Source organism: Paenibacillus sp. V4I9, assembly GCF_030817295.1.
In the GTDB taxonomy this organism is placed as follows: domain Bacteria; phylum Bacillota; class Bacilli; order Paenibacillales; family NBRC-103111; genus Paenibacillus_E.
The window spans coordinates 5,004,551-5,020,943 of sequence record NZ_JAUSZE010000001.1 but is presented as its reverse complement, the minus strand read 5'-3'; the positions used below and the strand labels follow the sequence as shown (position 1 = coordinate 5,020,943).

Genomic DNA, 16,393 nt, shown 5'->3' with positions numbered 1-16,393 from the left:
TTATATGATTTGAACAACAAAAGGGGGCGACGAATGTTAAATTCGATCTGCCCCTTTTGTTTAAGACTTGTAGAATTGCCGCATGTACGCTGATGGCGATTCGCCATAAACTTTCTTGAACACCCTACTAAAGTAAAAAGGATTCTGATACCCGAGCCGCTCACTAATCTCCGCTAAGTTCAACGAGCTTAGTCGCATCAGCTCGATCGCCTTGTTCAGCTTTAACATCGTATGAGTCTCTACGATGCTTTTGCCAGTTGCTCTTTTGAATGAGGCAGAAATGTAGCTGTAATTCATGTTCAAGTGTGTTTGCAGTCTGGCAGCATCGAAAGGCTCCTCGAGATGTGCCACCAAATAGGTCATGATTCGGTCTGTCGTCCGACGAGCAGCTTCGGCGATTCCATCCTGATCGGAAGCGGCCGCATGCAGTTCGAGGAAGAATTGATAGACGTTCAAGCTAGTCCGTGTCATTTTGTGAGCAGCTGAATCATGCATTCCATGGATCATAGCATGAAGTCGTTTCTCTGTTCCTAGGGGTGCTTTAGCAAATTTGGGCAGTACGATACGGTATTGATAATGATCGGGATAGTAATACTCCAGCTCAGGACGCGGGGTATGGTCTTTGTAATCCTTGCGTTCGTCCGCGACTGTGTCGAAATGTATCCAGTACCAGGAAGTTCCCGCCAGCGTCTCAGGTAAGCCCCAGTGGTGTAAGCCTTTATTTAAGAATAAATACTCTTGTTCACCTACAACATAGGAAGATCCTTCCTCAATGACTTGCATGCCTCCTTTGGCGACATAAAGGAATACATGGTAGTCCAGAATACGGTCAGGATGGGTATATCGTGTATCCGTTTGGTTCAAGCCAATATCCCGGATCAACGGGAATCGGTCCGCAGTTAAATCAAAGAACTTGTCCATAGAGCGATTCCTCTCTCAGCATGCTTGTTGTTCATTAAATAACAAAAAAAGTATATGTAAATTCAAAATATAGTGCATGGAGTGAAGTATATCATAACATTAAAATGAAAAAGAAAACAAAAAAAAGAATGGGTGAAAAGTGATGAGAGGAAAAACGGTCATGAGAGACTTTCCGGCGGGACACGTTCAATTGCTACCGGGTCCACTCAAGAAGCGGTTTGAACTAAATAAACAGTACATGATGAGCCTGACCAATGAGAATTTACTCCGTAGTTTTTATCTGGAAGCAGGGCTGTGGAGCTATAGCGGCAACGGCGGCACTACTAGTGCTACGACCACAAGCATGGATGGTCCGGAGCATTGGCATTGGGGTTGGGAATCGCCAACCTGCGAGCTGCGAGGACATATTATGGGACACTGGCTTTCGGCAGCTGCGCGGATATATGCGCAAACTGGCGATCTGTTAGTGAAAGCAAAGGCTGATTATATCGTAGCTGAATTGAAGCGCTGTCAAGAAGCGAATGGAGGGGAGTGGCTTGCTGCGTTCCCAGAAACATATATGGACCGCATAGCTAGTGGTAAATTCGTATGGGCACCTCACTATACGATTCATAAACTGCTTATGGGATTATATGAAATCTATGCAATCACGGATAATGAGCATGCGGTACATCTGATTTCAGGAATCGCAGCCTGGTTTTATCGCTGGACGGGGAAATTCTCGCAGGAGCAGATGGACGATCTGCTAGATCTTGAGACCGGAGGCATGCTGGAAGCTTGGGCGGATCTGTATGGGATTACCGGCGATGAGAAGCATCTCGAGCTCATATGGAGATACGATCGGCGGCGATTTTTCGATGCGCTGATGGAAGGAAAAGATGTACTGACGAACAAGCATGCCAATACACAAATTCCTGAGATTCTTGGTGCTGCACGGGTTTGGGAAGTAACAGGGGATGAACGGTACCGCAAAATAGTGGAAGCGTTTTGGGCCACTGCCGTCACAAACCGAGGTTATGTTGCTACAGGGGCAGGCGACAATGGCGAGCTATGGATGCCGGCAAACGAAATGGCTGCCAGACTCGGCGTCGGTCAGGAGCACTGCTGCAACTACAACATGATGCGCCTTGCGCAAGTGCTGCTCCGCTGGACGGGTGATCCTATTTATGCCGACTATTGGGAGCGTCGGTTTATGAATGGTGTGCTTGCTCATCAACATGGGGATACTGGCATGATCTCATATTTCCTCGGTGCAGCTGCAGGCAGCAAAAAAACATGGGGCTCACCAACTCAGCACTTCTGGTGCTGTCACGGTACGCTTATGCAGGCTAACGCATCCTATGATTCGCAAATTTTCATGGAGGAAGAGAGCGGAATCACCGTCTGTCAATGGTTGCCTTCCGAGCTGCATTGTGATCACGGCGGCAGCGCATTAAGTATCCGCTTGGAACAGGACGGACAGCACGGCATTTATCCACTTAACAACTGGTCCGTTGAAGGTATGACCGCGATTACGAAAGTGAGCATTCCATCCATTCCGGTTCAACGTCCGGACAGCTTCATTTATAAAATTACCGTCAAGGTTGAGCAAGTTTCTACATTTACATTGAAGCTGCGCTTGCCTTGGTGGCTGAAGGGCCACCCAAAGATTTCAGTGAATGGCGTCGAACAGGCGCAGGGAGTGGCAGAAGCATCGTCCTTCTTCCAACTCACCCGAGAATGGCTTAGTGGCGATACGATTACCATCGAATTCTCGAAGGCGTTAACGGCTGAACCTCTTCCTGGAGAGCCAGGTACCTATGCGTTCTTAGATGGTCCGATCGTGCTTGCGGGATTAACCAGTGAGGAACGGGTGCTTTCTGGGGATCCTTCTCGTCCGGATACGATGTTGGCTCCTGACCGAGAGCGGAACCATGGCTGGTGGAATCCCGGATATTACCGCACTAAGGCGGTGGACCGCGGATTTAGGTTCATTCCTTTGTATGAGGTTAAAGATGAAAGTTATTCGATTTATTTTCCAATCCAGACGTCTTAAGAGATGGTGCGCTTCTATCATTCCTGTATTTGAGCGGAGTTATTCCGACCACCCTTTTGAAGAGCTGAATAAAGTAAGAGGCGTTCGGTATGCCGATTCGAATACCGATTTCCTCGACCGCCAAATCCGTCGTCTCGAGCAGTCTGCAGGCTTGTTTCATCCGTCTGGCCGTCAAGTAATCCGTTACGCTGCTGCCTGTCTCCTGACGAAAAACTCTAGAAATGTAGCTCGTGGACAGATGTGTTTCTTTGGCCAAATTTTCAAGACTAACGTCATCCTGATAATGCTTTTCGATCCAACTCATAATCGTTTCCGAGTAACGCGGATTTCTTCGCAATGCCTCTTGTACATCTTTCACTTTCGCGTACACACTGTCCACAACATTCAAAAGTTGCAGCAAAAGCAAAGTGATATCTTCACAATCGCGAACGTTATCATCGTTATTGCGATTAAAGGATGAGTAAATCCATTCTATCGATTCTGCTTGTAGGGAAAGATCATAAGCATGATTACGGTCACTACCTTGCCATAATGCAGTAAAAAGGGCGTGCTTTTTCGGGAATGGACGTAATTGTTGTTCAATGAGAACAGGATCTACATAAAAGATGGATCGAACATAGGGTGTTTCAGGACTAACCATTGCGTGAATACGATGGAGTTGAAAAGGCTGGAAGAAGAAGAACATTCCTCGTCTGATTTCGTAAGCCTGGCGATTCAGGACGATGCTGCCCTGTCCTTCGTGTACGAAGACTGCTTCGCAGCATTGATGCCAGTGATAGTACCCTTTGAAGCCATTTTCAGACCTGAGGTGATAATCCCAAACGATGTCTTTATGATCAAAGATAACAGGTTCGAATAGCCGGTTCATAGGGCTACCTCCTATATGACAAAATATGAACATTTGTTGATATTGTATCATAACTTTTGCGTGAAATGGTGATCTATAATGGATAAAAACAGATGGAGGTATTCATAATGAGTACAACATATTGGCAAGACATCATGGCAAGGCTCGATAGAAAAGTTACACGCACGATGGATCAAATGGGTACGAAATGTCCGCATTTCGCAGGGGAAGACGGCAAGTTTGACGACATCGGCTCCGATTGGTGGACGACTGGCTTCTGGCCGGGCATACTGTGGATCATGAATGACATGACAGGCAAGGATTACTATAAAGAGGCTGTCTGGCACTGGGATGGCCTTCTGGAAGAGTGGTTCGTGAAACCGACGGAGGAGCTGCATCATGACGTAGGATTTCAATTTCTGCCAACAGCTGTTATCAAAAATACGTTAACAGGGGATGAGGATGGATTCCGTCGAGGGATTGAGGCAGCGAATTTTCTAGCAGCACGTTATAATCCTGTTGGGCGATTTATCCGAGCCTGGAATAATGGACCTGATGGTAAACCAGTACCCGGCTGGATCATTATCGATTGCATGCTGAACATCTCACTTCTGTTCTGGGCTAGTAAGGTGACTGGTGATCCTAGGTATAAACATATGGCGATTCGTCATGCCGAGACGACGATGGCATATGGCATCCGAGAGGATGGATCGACGAAGCACATCCTTTCATTCGACGCAGAGACTGGTGCTTATATCGAAAACTTTGGCGGCCAAGGCTTGTCTCCGGAATCATCATGGAGCCGTGGTACGGCCTGGGGATTATACGGTTTTGTGAATACGTATCGTCACACGGGGGATGATCGGTTTCTTCATACAGCGAAGAGGATCGCACATTACTTCATTGCAGCGCTGCCTGAGGATCATGTCCCGTATTGGGATTTCCGCTTAGAATCGGAAGAGGGGATGTCGAGGGATACCTCAGCAGCGGCGATTGCCGCTTCAGGCTTACTTGATCTTGCAGATTTCGTACCGGCAGGAGAAAAGAGGTTGTACGCCGGTGCAGCAGAGCGGATCCTGCGTTCGCTGACTGAGAACTATGCGACTTGGGATCAGCCGGAGCACGAAGCCATTTTGCTCCATGCCACCGGCAGCGGAACTTCGTTTATTGATGTATCACTTATTTATGGCGATTATTACTACGTGGAAGCGATATCCAAGCTTAATGGATGGAAGCACCGCATTTTTTGATTATAATAATCAATTGGAAGAGAGGAAGCAGCATGAACTGGACAACGGATGAATTTCTGAAGCGATTGTACGAGGAAACGAAGAATGAGCGACTTAAGCAGCGCTCAGGAAAGAAAGATATCGGAGTAGATCGGCAGGAGCTGAGCAACCGATTAAAGCAAGCGCTGGGAAGCTTTCCCGGAACGGTAACACCACTTCAGCCAATTGTGCTGGAGACGAAAGATTACGGCGATTATTATCTTGAGCACATTCAATATACAACTATGGAATCCGTAGACGTCCCTGTCATGGTGTTGGTACCGAAAGATGGAAATAGCTCATGGCCTGCTGTGCTGGCTTGCCATGGACATGGCAATGGTCAACGAGACGCTGTTGGTCTGGCTCCGAACGGCAGCGTGTTGGACGAACCCGGAATCCATAATCGTTTTGCTGTCGAACTGGTGAAGAGGGGGCTGCTTGTGGTCATCCCGGAAATCATGGGTTTCGGAGTGCGTCGGATGGCGGAAGAGATCCAAGCGAATCCAAACTACAGTTCCTGCGGCACGCTGTCATCCCAATTGTTGATGTTCGGTAGAACATTGGCGGGCATGCGGGTTTACGAAGCGATCCGGGCGCTGGATTACATACAATCCCGAGATGATGTCATAGCTAACCGCATCGGGATTTTCGGCTTTTCCGGAGGAGGTCTGATCAGCGCATTTACGGCAGGACTAGATGACCGTATTAAAGCCACCGTGCTTGCCGGGTGGACGAATACGTTTCAGGGAAGCATTCTTGCCATGCATCACTGCATCGACAATTACTTACCCGGTATCCTGACCGATGCCGAACAACCGGAGCTCATCGGTTTAATAGCCCCTCGTAATTTGTTTGTAGAATCAGGCGAGAACGATCCAATCTTTCCAGTAAAGAATGTTCGCGAGGCTATTACGGAGCTTAAGGAGATTTATATGGGCATGAATGCTCTGGATTGTTTTCAATCGGATCTTTTTCCGGGTAGTCACGAAATATCGGGACGTAAGTCCTTTGATTGGCTTGCGGAGTGCCTGCGATCATAAGGAAATTCGTTCGGCAATTATAACAATATGGAGGTGAGTTCGTGTTAAATCTTATTCATCTATTGGAAGAATGGCATGTCGTAGGACAACAAAGCGATCATGGTTATGATTTAAGAGAGACTGTAAATATTGAATACCCAACACCCCCTAATGCTGTAGGCTGGTATCCCATCGGATTTGAAAGAGGCAATGACTCTTCGCTTGAAGCAATGGGCTGGCATGGATTGAAGCTTCATTTGAACGCGCATGCTGAGGAAATTGAAATAACGGTCAAAGCTAGTTTTATCGATAATAGGAGTGTTATCGCGAGAATTCTACTCGCTGGGTCTGGGAAGCATGATGTAAAGCTGAAGCTGTCCGATTTTGAAATAGAAATGAGTAAAGGGGATATATGGAGATTTCTGAAAAGCTTTGAACTGCAAGGGAATGCTGAATTAATTTCGGTAAGCCTTCATCGAGGGGATCAGATATTTGTTGAAACGAATGTGTTGGGTAAATCCGGTAATGTAGGTGAAGAAGTCGTATATACGATGAGTGTATATAATTGTTCGGAAACCAAACAAAATGTTCTCATCAAACAAGTATTTGAAGGCTGGGAATCTTTATTTCCTATTGTTACGCCATCCCAATTTGTATTAGAGCCGAATGCCAGACAGGACATAACAGCGATTGTAAAAGTACATGATTATATGGTAGCGGGCGGGCATGAAAATACGATCCTTAACTTTATAGCAAATGGTGAAAGCGTCCATAAAGTCGAGTTCAAAACATTAAGAAGATTACCGCATCCTTATATTTATCATAATAAGCAGCAGTGGAAAGAAACCAAGGAGAAGATTGATAAGTATCCGAAATTCAAACCGGAGTATGATAAGTTAATAGCAACCGCGAATGCTTGGGAAGTCAAACCTCCCGTAGAAGAACGAGATTACTGCTATAACACAAGTGAAGAACATAATATCATGTCAGCTGCGTATGCTTATGCGCTTACCGAAGACATCAAATATGCTGAGAAAGTGGCTAAATTCCTACGCTATTTCATAGATGAGGAAATAGGGTATCCGAGAAAGAAAAAAGGCTGCAGCCAGAGCTATGTACAGGAAGGACATTTCTTCCAGCACCTAGCGATCCCCTACGATATTATTCATCAAGCAGGTGTTTTGACGCCTGAAGAACACCAAGGGGTAGAAAAAACGTTCCGCATCTATATGGATATCTTAGATACACATCTACATCAAGGGCATATTTCTAATTGGTTATTATCAGAAATAACAGGCGCTTTTTATTGTGCGCTGGCTACCCAAGATATCGAGCGAGCCTTACGTTTTGCATTCGGCATGGGGGGCTCCATTCATCACTTGAAATATGGTTTGTTTAATGACGGCTGGTGGCATGAATGTTCCGTTGGGTATAACACATGGGTATCCTCCATGTATATCCATACCGCACATGCCTTGCTTCCTTTCGGAATTAACATTTTGCATACGCATTTCCCGATCCCATTTAATGATGAAGTGAACAGTACCTATAACGGTGAAGATGCAAAAGTAAGATTCGGTATGTATAACAAAAAGTGGGGTGGTAATAGAAAGAACTATGTCTGCATCAAAGACATGTTCGATGCGACGATCCCATTTTTGGATTACAGGGGGGTTATGTTTGGTATTAGTGACTCCGATGAAAGGAAATTAGAGGGAGTGCACTTTGGCTCGACTTTCGACTTGGCTTATAGCTATTATAAGGACCCGGAATACATCCCTGTTATCCATCAAAATGTCACTGTGGACCCGATATTTGGACATGCAGAATTGCCGGAATATCGTTCTTTTTACGTTAAAAACAATGCTTATGCGGATAATGTTGGCATAGCCATGTTAAGAAGTCAGACTGAAAATAGAGAGCAGAAGGACCAAATCCAAGCGGTTATTCGATATGGCTCACATGGATATGCTCATGGACATTTTGATCGTACGGAAGTCTTATCCATTATGCGTTATGGGCGCAGCTTTTATAACCCTGAGCATGTATGGTGGGGTTATCCGCATTTTATGTACAAATTCTATGTCCAAAACTCGATGACCAAAAATATGGTCGTAGTCGATGAAAAAATGCAGGTGCCAAGTAGCTCCAAAAGATTTTTATTTTATAGCGGAAAAGCGATTCAGGCAGTTGCAATAGAGACTAATTCGAAGTGGTCCTGTCCTCCTTATGGCGGAATGATTTACAATGAGACGGAAACGTTAGAAGAAAGAAGCAAGATGAATGCGAGTTCATTGCCAGAAGTGAAAGATGCCCCTCCGTATGGAGAATTGTCAGAGTTCACAGAACCAATCACGCAAAAAAGAGTGATGGGGGTAACCGACGATTATCTTGTTTTATTTGATTACCTTAAAGGAGAAACAGAGCATCAATATGATAGTTTGTTCCAAATAAAAGGATTCAAAGGAATAAAGGCTGATATCTTGAGTGAACGGAAGCATACTAGTCAATTTACCGAAAACCCTTTGTCCGATGCGCAATTTATAACGGATTGTCATTGGTATGAAGTGGGCGGCACAAGTGTGGCAAGCTTTGAAACCATCTTTGGTGAAGGTGAAGATATGCGTGGTACGAGAACAGCTCATAATACACCTGGCTTATTGAAAATGGATGTACACACCGCATGGCCTAAACAATCGATTCAAATCGTAGGCAGAACGGCAGAGGATCATGGATATACGATACCGTTAGAGTACCAAGTTGAAGTAGATGGTGAAGTGAAGGCAGAAGGCGAGTTTGGCGCATGGCTCCTATGCGAAAGGAAGTGTGATATAGATCTTCAAGGGGCTAGAACATTAACTTTAAGAGTCAAAAATAATCCTACCTACAACGAACAAAAATATCCGCAAAAAACAAAACAAGGGCTTTTCTGGGGTGAGGCTTATGTGGTCACAGTAGATGGCAGACAGAAAAATCTTTGCGATTTAGACGTGGTCTACGAAAATATTGATCGTGGCTTCGGTATAGGTAAGGATTACGAGGGGGGACGGGTTACAATCGTAGGAAATGAATATCCGACGTCCATACCTACAAGCCCAATTGACCATGACATGGTTGGCACCCTAACCCTTGATTTATCAGGAATGAATGCTTTGCGTTTTGTAGGATTGATTGGAGCCGATGCCTTCCCAGGTGATGAAGCCCAAAGACGCAAAACGTATGCTGTAAGAACTAAAACTAAGGGTAAAATTGGCCGCTATATCACCATCGTTGAACCTTTCGAGACGGAAAGCATGATCTTATCCGTGAATGCTGCCGATGAAAATACGGTCGAAGTGATTCTTAAAGACGGCAGAACACAAATCATCACTGTTCATCATATTGAACATGACGAAATAACAGTCAATATCATGGAATACAAGAATGGTATTCTCATTCGCAATGAATTAGCGTGTGGTAGGTAATAAATATGCAACTCGTTGCAGCCTGAGAAGGCAGAAAATGCTGTCTCACTGGCTCGAGTGGAGCGAAAGTGTCCTGAGACGCCGGAAAAAGACCTCTCAGCTTTCGTGCCAGCGCGCTCTCTGCCGAATAGGGTCGGAAATCAGATTAAACAGGCATTAAATGTCTATAAAAACCGTACATGTATCTTAAAATACCACACTCCAAATCGGAATTTAGTTCATTATAATAGTAGTACCGCAACCCTGCCAAAATCCGATGGAAGCGGGAGTTATAGATATGTGATACTCTGGAGGAAATAATGACTAACAGATTAATCGTCTATGAGGCACCAAAAGGTGCTATTGGAAGGAATGACTTTTCTGTAAGTGTTCGAACACCTGGACAAGAGTGGCAGCAACTGTTCGTTTATGAAGTAAAAGTTGATATGCATAACGTTCGTTCAGCATCGATGGTTTATTTCGACATGGAAGGAACGGTTGAGGTTCAGGTGACAGTGCTAAACCAAGAAGTCGACCAAGCGGTCATACGTCCGCTATCATCCCAGATACCTTTTTCGAGCGACGAAAATAGGGTTGCTTTTTCACTGGATCGACCAAGTAAGCTGTCTATCGAAATCAATGGTGATCGTTTTAGTAACCTTCATCTTTTTGCCAACCCAATAGAAGAGAATGTTCCACAACAGGACGATCCGAAAGTACTTGTGCTAAAGCCTGCCATACATCGTACCGAGGATATCTATCGCTTGGCCGCAACACCTGTTATACCAGGAGGCAAGACGCCCGAAGTCATTTACTTTGCTCCAGGTATGCATTATTTGGAGGAAACCATCCTGCGCATACCGTCAAACACGACCGTTTATATAGCTGGAGGTGCAATCGTAGTAGGATCGCTCGTTTGCGAGCATGTGGAGAATGTCCAAATTCGGGGCAGAGGGTTCCTCTATTTGTCTGACTTTCATCGCTTCTCTGCATTTCGAGGTATTCGAATCCTATTTTCCACGCATATATCTATCGAAGGCATCATGACCTTGGATCCACCGCATTATAGTATTTATATCGGGAAGTCGGAACATATCTGTATTCGTAACTTCAAGTCGTTTAGCACACGCGGTTGGTCGGACGGCATCGATATGATGGCGAGCTCGAACATCGAGATTGATGATGTCTTTTTACGCACATCCGATGATTGCATAGCCTTTTATGGTACACGCTGGGACTATCATGGTGATGCGAGAAATCTAACAGTGCGCAATTCGATATTTTGGGCGGATGTCGCTCATGCGTTGATGATCGGAACCCACGGTGACCATCACCAGGATGGGGATACGATTGAGAATGTGCTGTTCGAAAATATCGATATTCTTGAGCACCATGAGCCACAAGTTAATTATTGGGGAGCGATGGCGATTAACGCAGGAGATAAGAATACGGTCCGAAATGTAACCTATGATAACATTCGGGTGGAGGAATTTGAATTAGGTCAATTGTTTGACCTGCGTGTCGTTTGGAACAAGGACTACAATCCTGTTGCAGGCAACCGAATTGAAAACATTACGTTCCGGAACGTCTCGTATAATGGAAAGAATGCGAACTCGAATCGCATTTATGGCTATGATAAAGAACGGGCTGTGGAAGGTGTCCAATTCATCAATCTGCGCATAAATGGCCAGTTGATAATGAGCCCTGAGCAGGGGAACATTGAGCTTAATGAGCATGCAAAGGGCGTATCTTTTTGCGAGTAATAATAGTAGTATTTGCAATAATAATCCTTGTATCCTAGAGATGCGGGGATTTTTTGTCGCAATATGCGAATTTTGTTATGATAGGGATACAAGTCCAGTGTTAAGGAATGAGGCGATCATTTGAATTCTTTTTCCAAATTACGATTTAGTAAGAGCATCTTCGCCAAGTTTACATTTTCCTTTATTATCGTAGGGTTAATTCCTTTGCTCGCGCTCAGCTATATTTCATTGAATACATTTAGCAACTATTTGGAAAGATATGCAGTTACCAACTTTGAACAAATGCTGCTGTTCGCAAGTAAAAATGTTGATGACATGTATAACCGATATAATAATGAATCCAAGCTAATGTATTCTTATGGTACGAACAAAGGGCAAGTACTTGGAGAGACTATTGCAGCACAAACCCTTGAGGGTGACTATCGCTTGACTCGGACAGTGGATGATTTTCTGCAAACGGTGCTGTATACGGACCGGCATTTGCAAAGTGTATTCTTCGTATTCCCGAATGGCGCTTATCAAACGGTGACCAAACAGAATAGAACTTTCGATTTTCGTTATCAATTCCCTGATCGAGAGTGGGGGGAAGTGCTCCAACAGAATCGTAATCTGCTGTCTTATTTCCCCACTCATCTTGATAATTACTATCTCGGTTCCAATCAACAAGTACTTACCTTTGGCCGAAACCTAGTGAATGTGGTAAATGCTCCAGGTGTTGAGGGGGAAATTGTAGGTTCCTTATATATGGATGTAAGCATGGGGGCATTCGATGAAATTTTCCAACAAATGATGTTGAATTCTAAAGATGTGGTCTATGTACTGGATCAAAACAACAGAATCCTATATAGCAGTGATCGAGCATCTATAGGTCAAACCTATGTGCAGAACGATTCTAACGAATATTTTCGGATGCAGAAAGATAATTCCAATGTTGCTTGGAAAATTGTTGGCGAGCTATATAAAGATGAGCTGGTTGTGAGAACCAGGAAAATTATTAATACGATCACGATTGTCGTCGGTCTTTGTATCGTATCGCTCATCTTGGTAGCCATCTGGTTCTCCAGAAGATTTTCTAAGCCGATTCGCAGTATTACTAGTGAAATGGCTAAGGTAGAATCAGGAAATTTCAATACCCAAGTAACCGTGCAAACTGCGGATGAACTCGGGTTGTTGTCTCGAGGTTTCAACAAAATGGTTGTGCGCTTGCAATCTTACATCGATGAGGTCTATGTTGCTCAGATCAAACAAAAGCATGCGGAGCTTAATGCTTTAAAGAATCAAATTAGGCCCCATTACTTGTATAATACCCTTGAGGTTATTCGAATGAGTGCGGTAGCTAACGATGACAATGAAGTAGGAGATATGATTTTGTCGTTATCGCATCAATTGAAGTATGTGCTTGATTATGGCCAAGAAACAGTTGCCTTGCAAGAGGAGAAAACAAACATCGAACAATATTTCCGGCTAATGGAGCTCCGTTATGGCGAGCATAAGCTATCTATGGATTTTCGTTTTGAAGGGGATGTGCTAAGTTGTTCTTTGCCTAAGCTTTCGATCCAACCGATCGTTGAGAATGCGATATATCATGGCATTATGCCGAAGTCGGGTAAAGGGACAATTCGAATCATAGCGGAGAAGCTTGCGGATAATCTTCTTTGTTTGACGGTCGATGACGACGGTGTCGGCATGACGGAGGAAACGCTTCATCAGGTTCGTCAAAAGCTGGAAAGCAGCTATTCTCTCGACTCAGGCGGAAGCAGCATTGGATTAAAGAATGTCCACGATCGTATTGTAACGCTCTACGGACCAGACTACGGTTTAGAAATCAATAGCACTAAACATATCGGAACCTCCGTAAGGATGGTCATTCCATTGGGAGAGGTGAATGCAAGTGCTGAACGCCATAATAGCTGATGATGAGCCAATTATCATTAAAGGCTTAAAGAAACTAATCCCCTGGCAAGAGCTCGGCATCGAGATTGTAGGAGAAGCATGGACGGGAAAGGGGCTTATGGAGCTCATCGAGCAAGAAAATCCCGACTTGGTTATCACCGATATTAGTATGCCTGACGGCACAGGAATTGATGTGATTAAGGAAATTCAGAAGCAAGGGCTTCATACGAAGGTCATCTTTATCAGTGCCTATCAAGAATTCTCTTATGCGAAGGATGCGCTTGCGTACGGTGCGGTAGATTATTTAGTGAAGCCTATTGAGAAAGGTCTTTTGCGCGAAGCCGTGCATAAAGCTATAGCTATGCTCCAGGAAGAACACAATGAGCAGTCCTCCAAAGGAAAACTGGCTGTCTACGAGCAGAAGGACAAAAATACGCAGCTAGAGGAATTATTCGATCGATTAACGGAGGGCGATATTCGGATCGAGGAGGTGCAGCGAAAGCTGCAGTCTTTGGAAATCCATTTTTCTTATGAAAGGTTCACGATCTTGGTAATTGAGCTTGAGCAGCTTCAGGCCACAAATAGCAGGTGGGAGGAGCATGAGAAGCGCCTGTTGTTGTTTGCGATTACCAATATGGCCGATGAGCTTATCCGCGAGTATGGAATGGGTGTAGTGATTCGCAAATCGGAAAATTTATGTGTGATTGTTAATCATTCAGCAGAACGGGACATCCTTCCCTTATGCGAAGATATATTGGATAAGATTCGTTATTATTTGAAAATTGGCGTAACGGTTAGTATTGGAGAAACAGTTTCCAATTTTCGGGAGATCAAGAGCTCCTATACAGCAGCACTTCACTCATTAAAAAGCAGTTATTTTACTGGCACGGGTAAAGTGATACCTTTGTGGTTCTTAACTAAGGAAATGCATGCTTCGGAGTACCAGTTAGGTCAATTAAGACAATCGATTATCCAAGCATTGCTTGCTAAAGAGAAGGATCAACTGTCACAAATAACCGAAGAACTGTTCAAACAAGTGGAAGCTTCATCGCGTGGAAGTAAAGAAGCCGCGGTAATGAGCTGTTATTCGGTGCTTACCGAAGTAACCGAGGAGCTGGCCGGAGTCGGAATCCCATCAAGTGCATCCTTGCAGGAACAGCAGGATTGGCTTCATAGGATGCATCAGTTTCATCGATTTGAAGAGTTAAAGGCCTTTGTGAATTTAAAAGTAACGAATATGCTCGAACAATTGCATTTGGCTAGCGGAGGTAAAGAAGCCCAGCAAATGAAATTTGTGAAAGAGTATATTGAACAGCATTATAGCGAAAACATTACGCTTGAGAGTATTGCTTCCATGATCTATATGAACCCTTATTATTTCAGCAGCTTCTTCAAAAAGCATACCAATGAAAATTTCAAACAGTATGTAACGGATGTACGAATGAAGCAAGCTGTCAAATTGCTGCTACAAACCGATAAGATGGTCTATGAAATCGCGGAATTAGTAGGATACAACAACGCCAGGCAGTTTAGTGATATGTTTAAGAAACACTTCGGTAAGCTTCCGCAAGAATACAAATCTCAGAAGCAATGAACGCAAGCTCTTCAACCTTCAACAGACACCTGGCACCATTGTATCAGGATTCGGTTAGAGGTTTTTTCCGTTTGTGTTATTTTGATTTCAATTTTTACACATCTTTAAATGCTGCATATTAAGCTTAAAAAACTTCATTCTAAAGCAAAAATGCATGTGTTAATCTTAAGTCACAGAACGGATGCTAATGTGGACGAACAAATGAAGCGGCCAATATGCTTTCGTCTAAGGGATTGAATATATAGGGAGGTTTATCTAAGATGGCTAAAAAATTTGCAAAAGTATTAGTTGGCTCGACAGCTCTAGCCCTTGCATTAACGGGATGCGGCGGTAAAGCATCGAATACAGGTTCCAGCGCTTCTCCCGCAGCTTCAGCTAAAGTCAGCGAAGCACCTAAGAAAGACGTAACTTTCAGTATCATTTATGCACCAGGCGATCCAGCGACGAAAAAAGCGGTGGAAGATTCAATTGCCGCCTTCGGCAAGGCATTTCCACATATCAAAATTAAAAATCTCACTGAGGTTACTTCTGCTTCCTACCTCGATTTCTTAAAAACGAAAGATGCTGTTGGCGAATTCCCGGATCTGGTTGAGATGCGTGACACACAGCTATTCGCAGACAATGGCAAGCTTGCAGAATTGCCTAAGGAACTGCAAGGATTATTCGATTCCATTCCTCAAGTGAACGGTAAAGTCTATAATGCGCCTATTGCTTTGGAAGCGCCACATGGGATTATTTACAGCAAAAAGGCTTATGCAGATGCAGGCATAACAGAAGAGCCTAAGACTTATGCTGACTTTCTTGCAGCACAAGAGAAGTTGAAGGCCAAAGGCATTTCGCCAATCGTAATGGGTGGTAAGGATATTTTCCACTGGGGCTTCTGGATTAATAAATATTTGATGGATGAAGTTCTTGGCGATGACCCTAATTGGAATTCCAAGCGTTCTAAAGGCCAAGTAAGTTTCACGGACGCTGGACCAATGAAAGCAATGACGCTTTTCACTGAGCTTTTCACTAAAGGATATGTTGATCCGGGCTTCATGAGTACAGCTGATAACCAAACGGCTTCGATGCTTGTAACAGGCAAAGCAGCCAGCTTGTTTTCCGGCCCTTGGATGTTCCCGCAAATTGCGCAAGCAGATCCTAAATTCGAATTTGGTTTCTATCCGGTTCCAGATCAAAAAGGCAGAATTATTGTGAACGGGTTGGCGAAACCTTCTGGTTGGTCATTATCTGCTGCGGCAGCTAAAGATCCGGATAAAGTGGCAGCGATGAGTGAATTCATTAAGTTCTTCTTCAGCAAAGACAATTATGCGGCTTATCTGAAAGCAGCAAGCGCAATTCCTTCTACCAAAGAGAAAATCAGTTATGAAGCTAGTCCACAGCTTAAAGAGGTTCTCGATTTGATGGCTGATCCGAAGACAATTAAATCCCTTCAAATCAATGCGTTCTGGGGTGAGAATCAAATGCCTCCAACATGGCGCAACTGGTTCTATAAGCTTGCTCAGGATTGGATAATTAAAAAGGACTTCAGCGTAGAACAAATGAAAAAAGCGGATGCGGAATGGGATGCTGCAGTTAAAGCAATGAAAAAATAATACTCGGATCTA

10 protein-coding genes are annotated in these 16,393 nt (G+C 44.2%); 8 read left to right on the top strand and 2 right to left on the bottom strand.

Annotated elements, in window-relative coordinates:
- Nucleotides 1-60: 60 nt before the first annotated feature.
- On the bottom strand, nt 61-921 hold the full coding sequence (locus QFZ81_RS23440) for an AraC family transcriptional regulator (RefSeq protein WP_307604993.1): 861 nt from the start codon (nt 919-921) through the stop codon (nt 61-63).
- A gap of 160 nt (nt 922-1,081) precedes the next feature.
- Here QFZ81_RS23440 and QFZ81_RS23435 point away from each other — a divergent pair, with 160 nt between their 5' ends.
- Nucleotides 1,082-2,956: a beta-L-arabinofuranosidase domain-containing protein gene (locus tag QFZ81_RS23435; RefSeq protein ID WP_307604991.1), complete on the top strand. Its 1,875-nt coding sequence runs from the start codon at nt 1,082-1,084 to the stop codon at nt 2,954-2,956.
- Here the strand turns inward: QFZ81_RS23435 and QFZ81_RS23430 are convergent.
- Complete coding sequence (locus tag QFZ81_RS23430) at nt 2,910-3,824, bottom strand: AraC family transcriptional regulator (RefSeq protein WP_307441024.1); 915 nt, start codon at nt 3,822-3,824, stop codon at nt 2,910-2,912. The genes QFZ81_RS23435 and QFZ81_RS23430 overlap by 47 nt on opposite strands.
- A 107-nt stretch (nt 3,825-3,931) precedes the next feature.
- On the opposite strand from QFZ81_RS23430, the gene QFZ81_RS23425 reads away from it, so the two are divergent.
- From QFZ81_RS23425 to QFZ81_RS23395, 7 genes are all read left to right on the top strand, one after another.
- On the top strand, nt 3,932-5,053 hold the full coding sequence (locus QFZ81_RS23425) for a glycoside hydrolase family 88 protein (protein ID WP_307604989.1): 1,122 nt from the start codon (nt 3,932-3,934) through the stop codon (nt 5,051-5,053).
- 32 nt (nt 5,054-5,085) lie between these two features.
- Nucleotides 5,086-6,111: an alpha/beta hydrolase family protein gene (locus QFZ81_RS23420; RefSeq protein WP_307441027.1), complete on the top strand. Its 1,026-nt coding sequence runs from the start codon at nt 5,086-5,088 to the stop codon at nt 6,109-6,111.
- Between the two features lie 41 nt (nt 6,112-6,152).
- Nucleotides 6,153-9,554, top strand: a complete 3,402-nt coding sequence (locus QFZ81_RS23415; protein ID WP_307604987.1) for an alginate lyase family protein — start codon at nt 6,153-6,155, stop codon at nt 9,552-9,554.
- A gap of 299 nt (nt 9,555-9,853) precedes the next feature.
- Nucleotides 9,854-11,296, top strand: coding sequence for a glycosyl hydrolase family 28 protein (locus QFZ81_RS23410; RefSeq protein WP_307604985.1), 1,443 nt, complete (start codon nt 9,854-9,856; stop codon nt 11,294-11,296).
- Between the two features lie 120 nt (nt 11,297-11,416).
- A complete protein-coding gene (locus tag QFZ81_RS23405) occupies nt 11,417-13,210 on the top strand; it encodes a cache domain-containing sensor histidine kinase (RefSeq protein ID WP_307441031.1) in 1,794 nt (597 codons plus the stop codon).
- Nucleotides 13,182-14,783: a response regulator gene (locus QFZ81_RS23400; protein ID WP_307604983.1), complete on the top strand. Its 1,602-nt coding sequence runs from the start codon at nt 13,182-13,184 to the stop codon at nt 14,781-14,783. Before QFZ81_RS23405 ends, QFZ81_RS23400 begins: the two co-directional genes overlap by 29 nt.
- Before the next feature lie 260 nt (nt 14,784-15,043).
- Nucleotides 15,044-16,381, top strand: coding sequence for an ABC transporter substrate-binding protein (locus QFZ81_RS23395; RefSeq protein WP_307441035.1), 1,338 nt, complete (start codon nt 15,044-15,046; stop codon nt 16,379-16,381).
- The last annotated feature ends 12 nt before the right edge of the window (nt 16,382-16,393 follow it).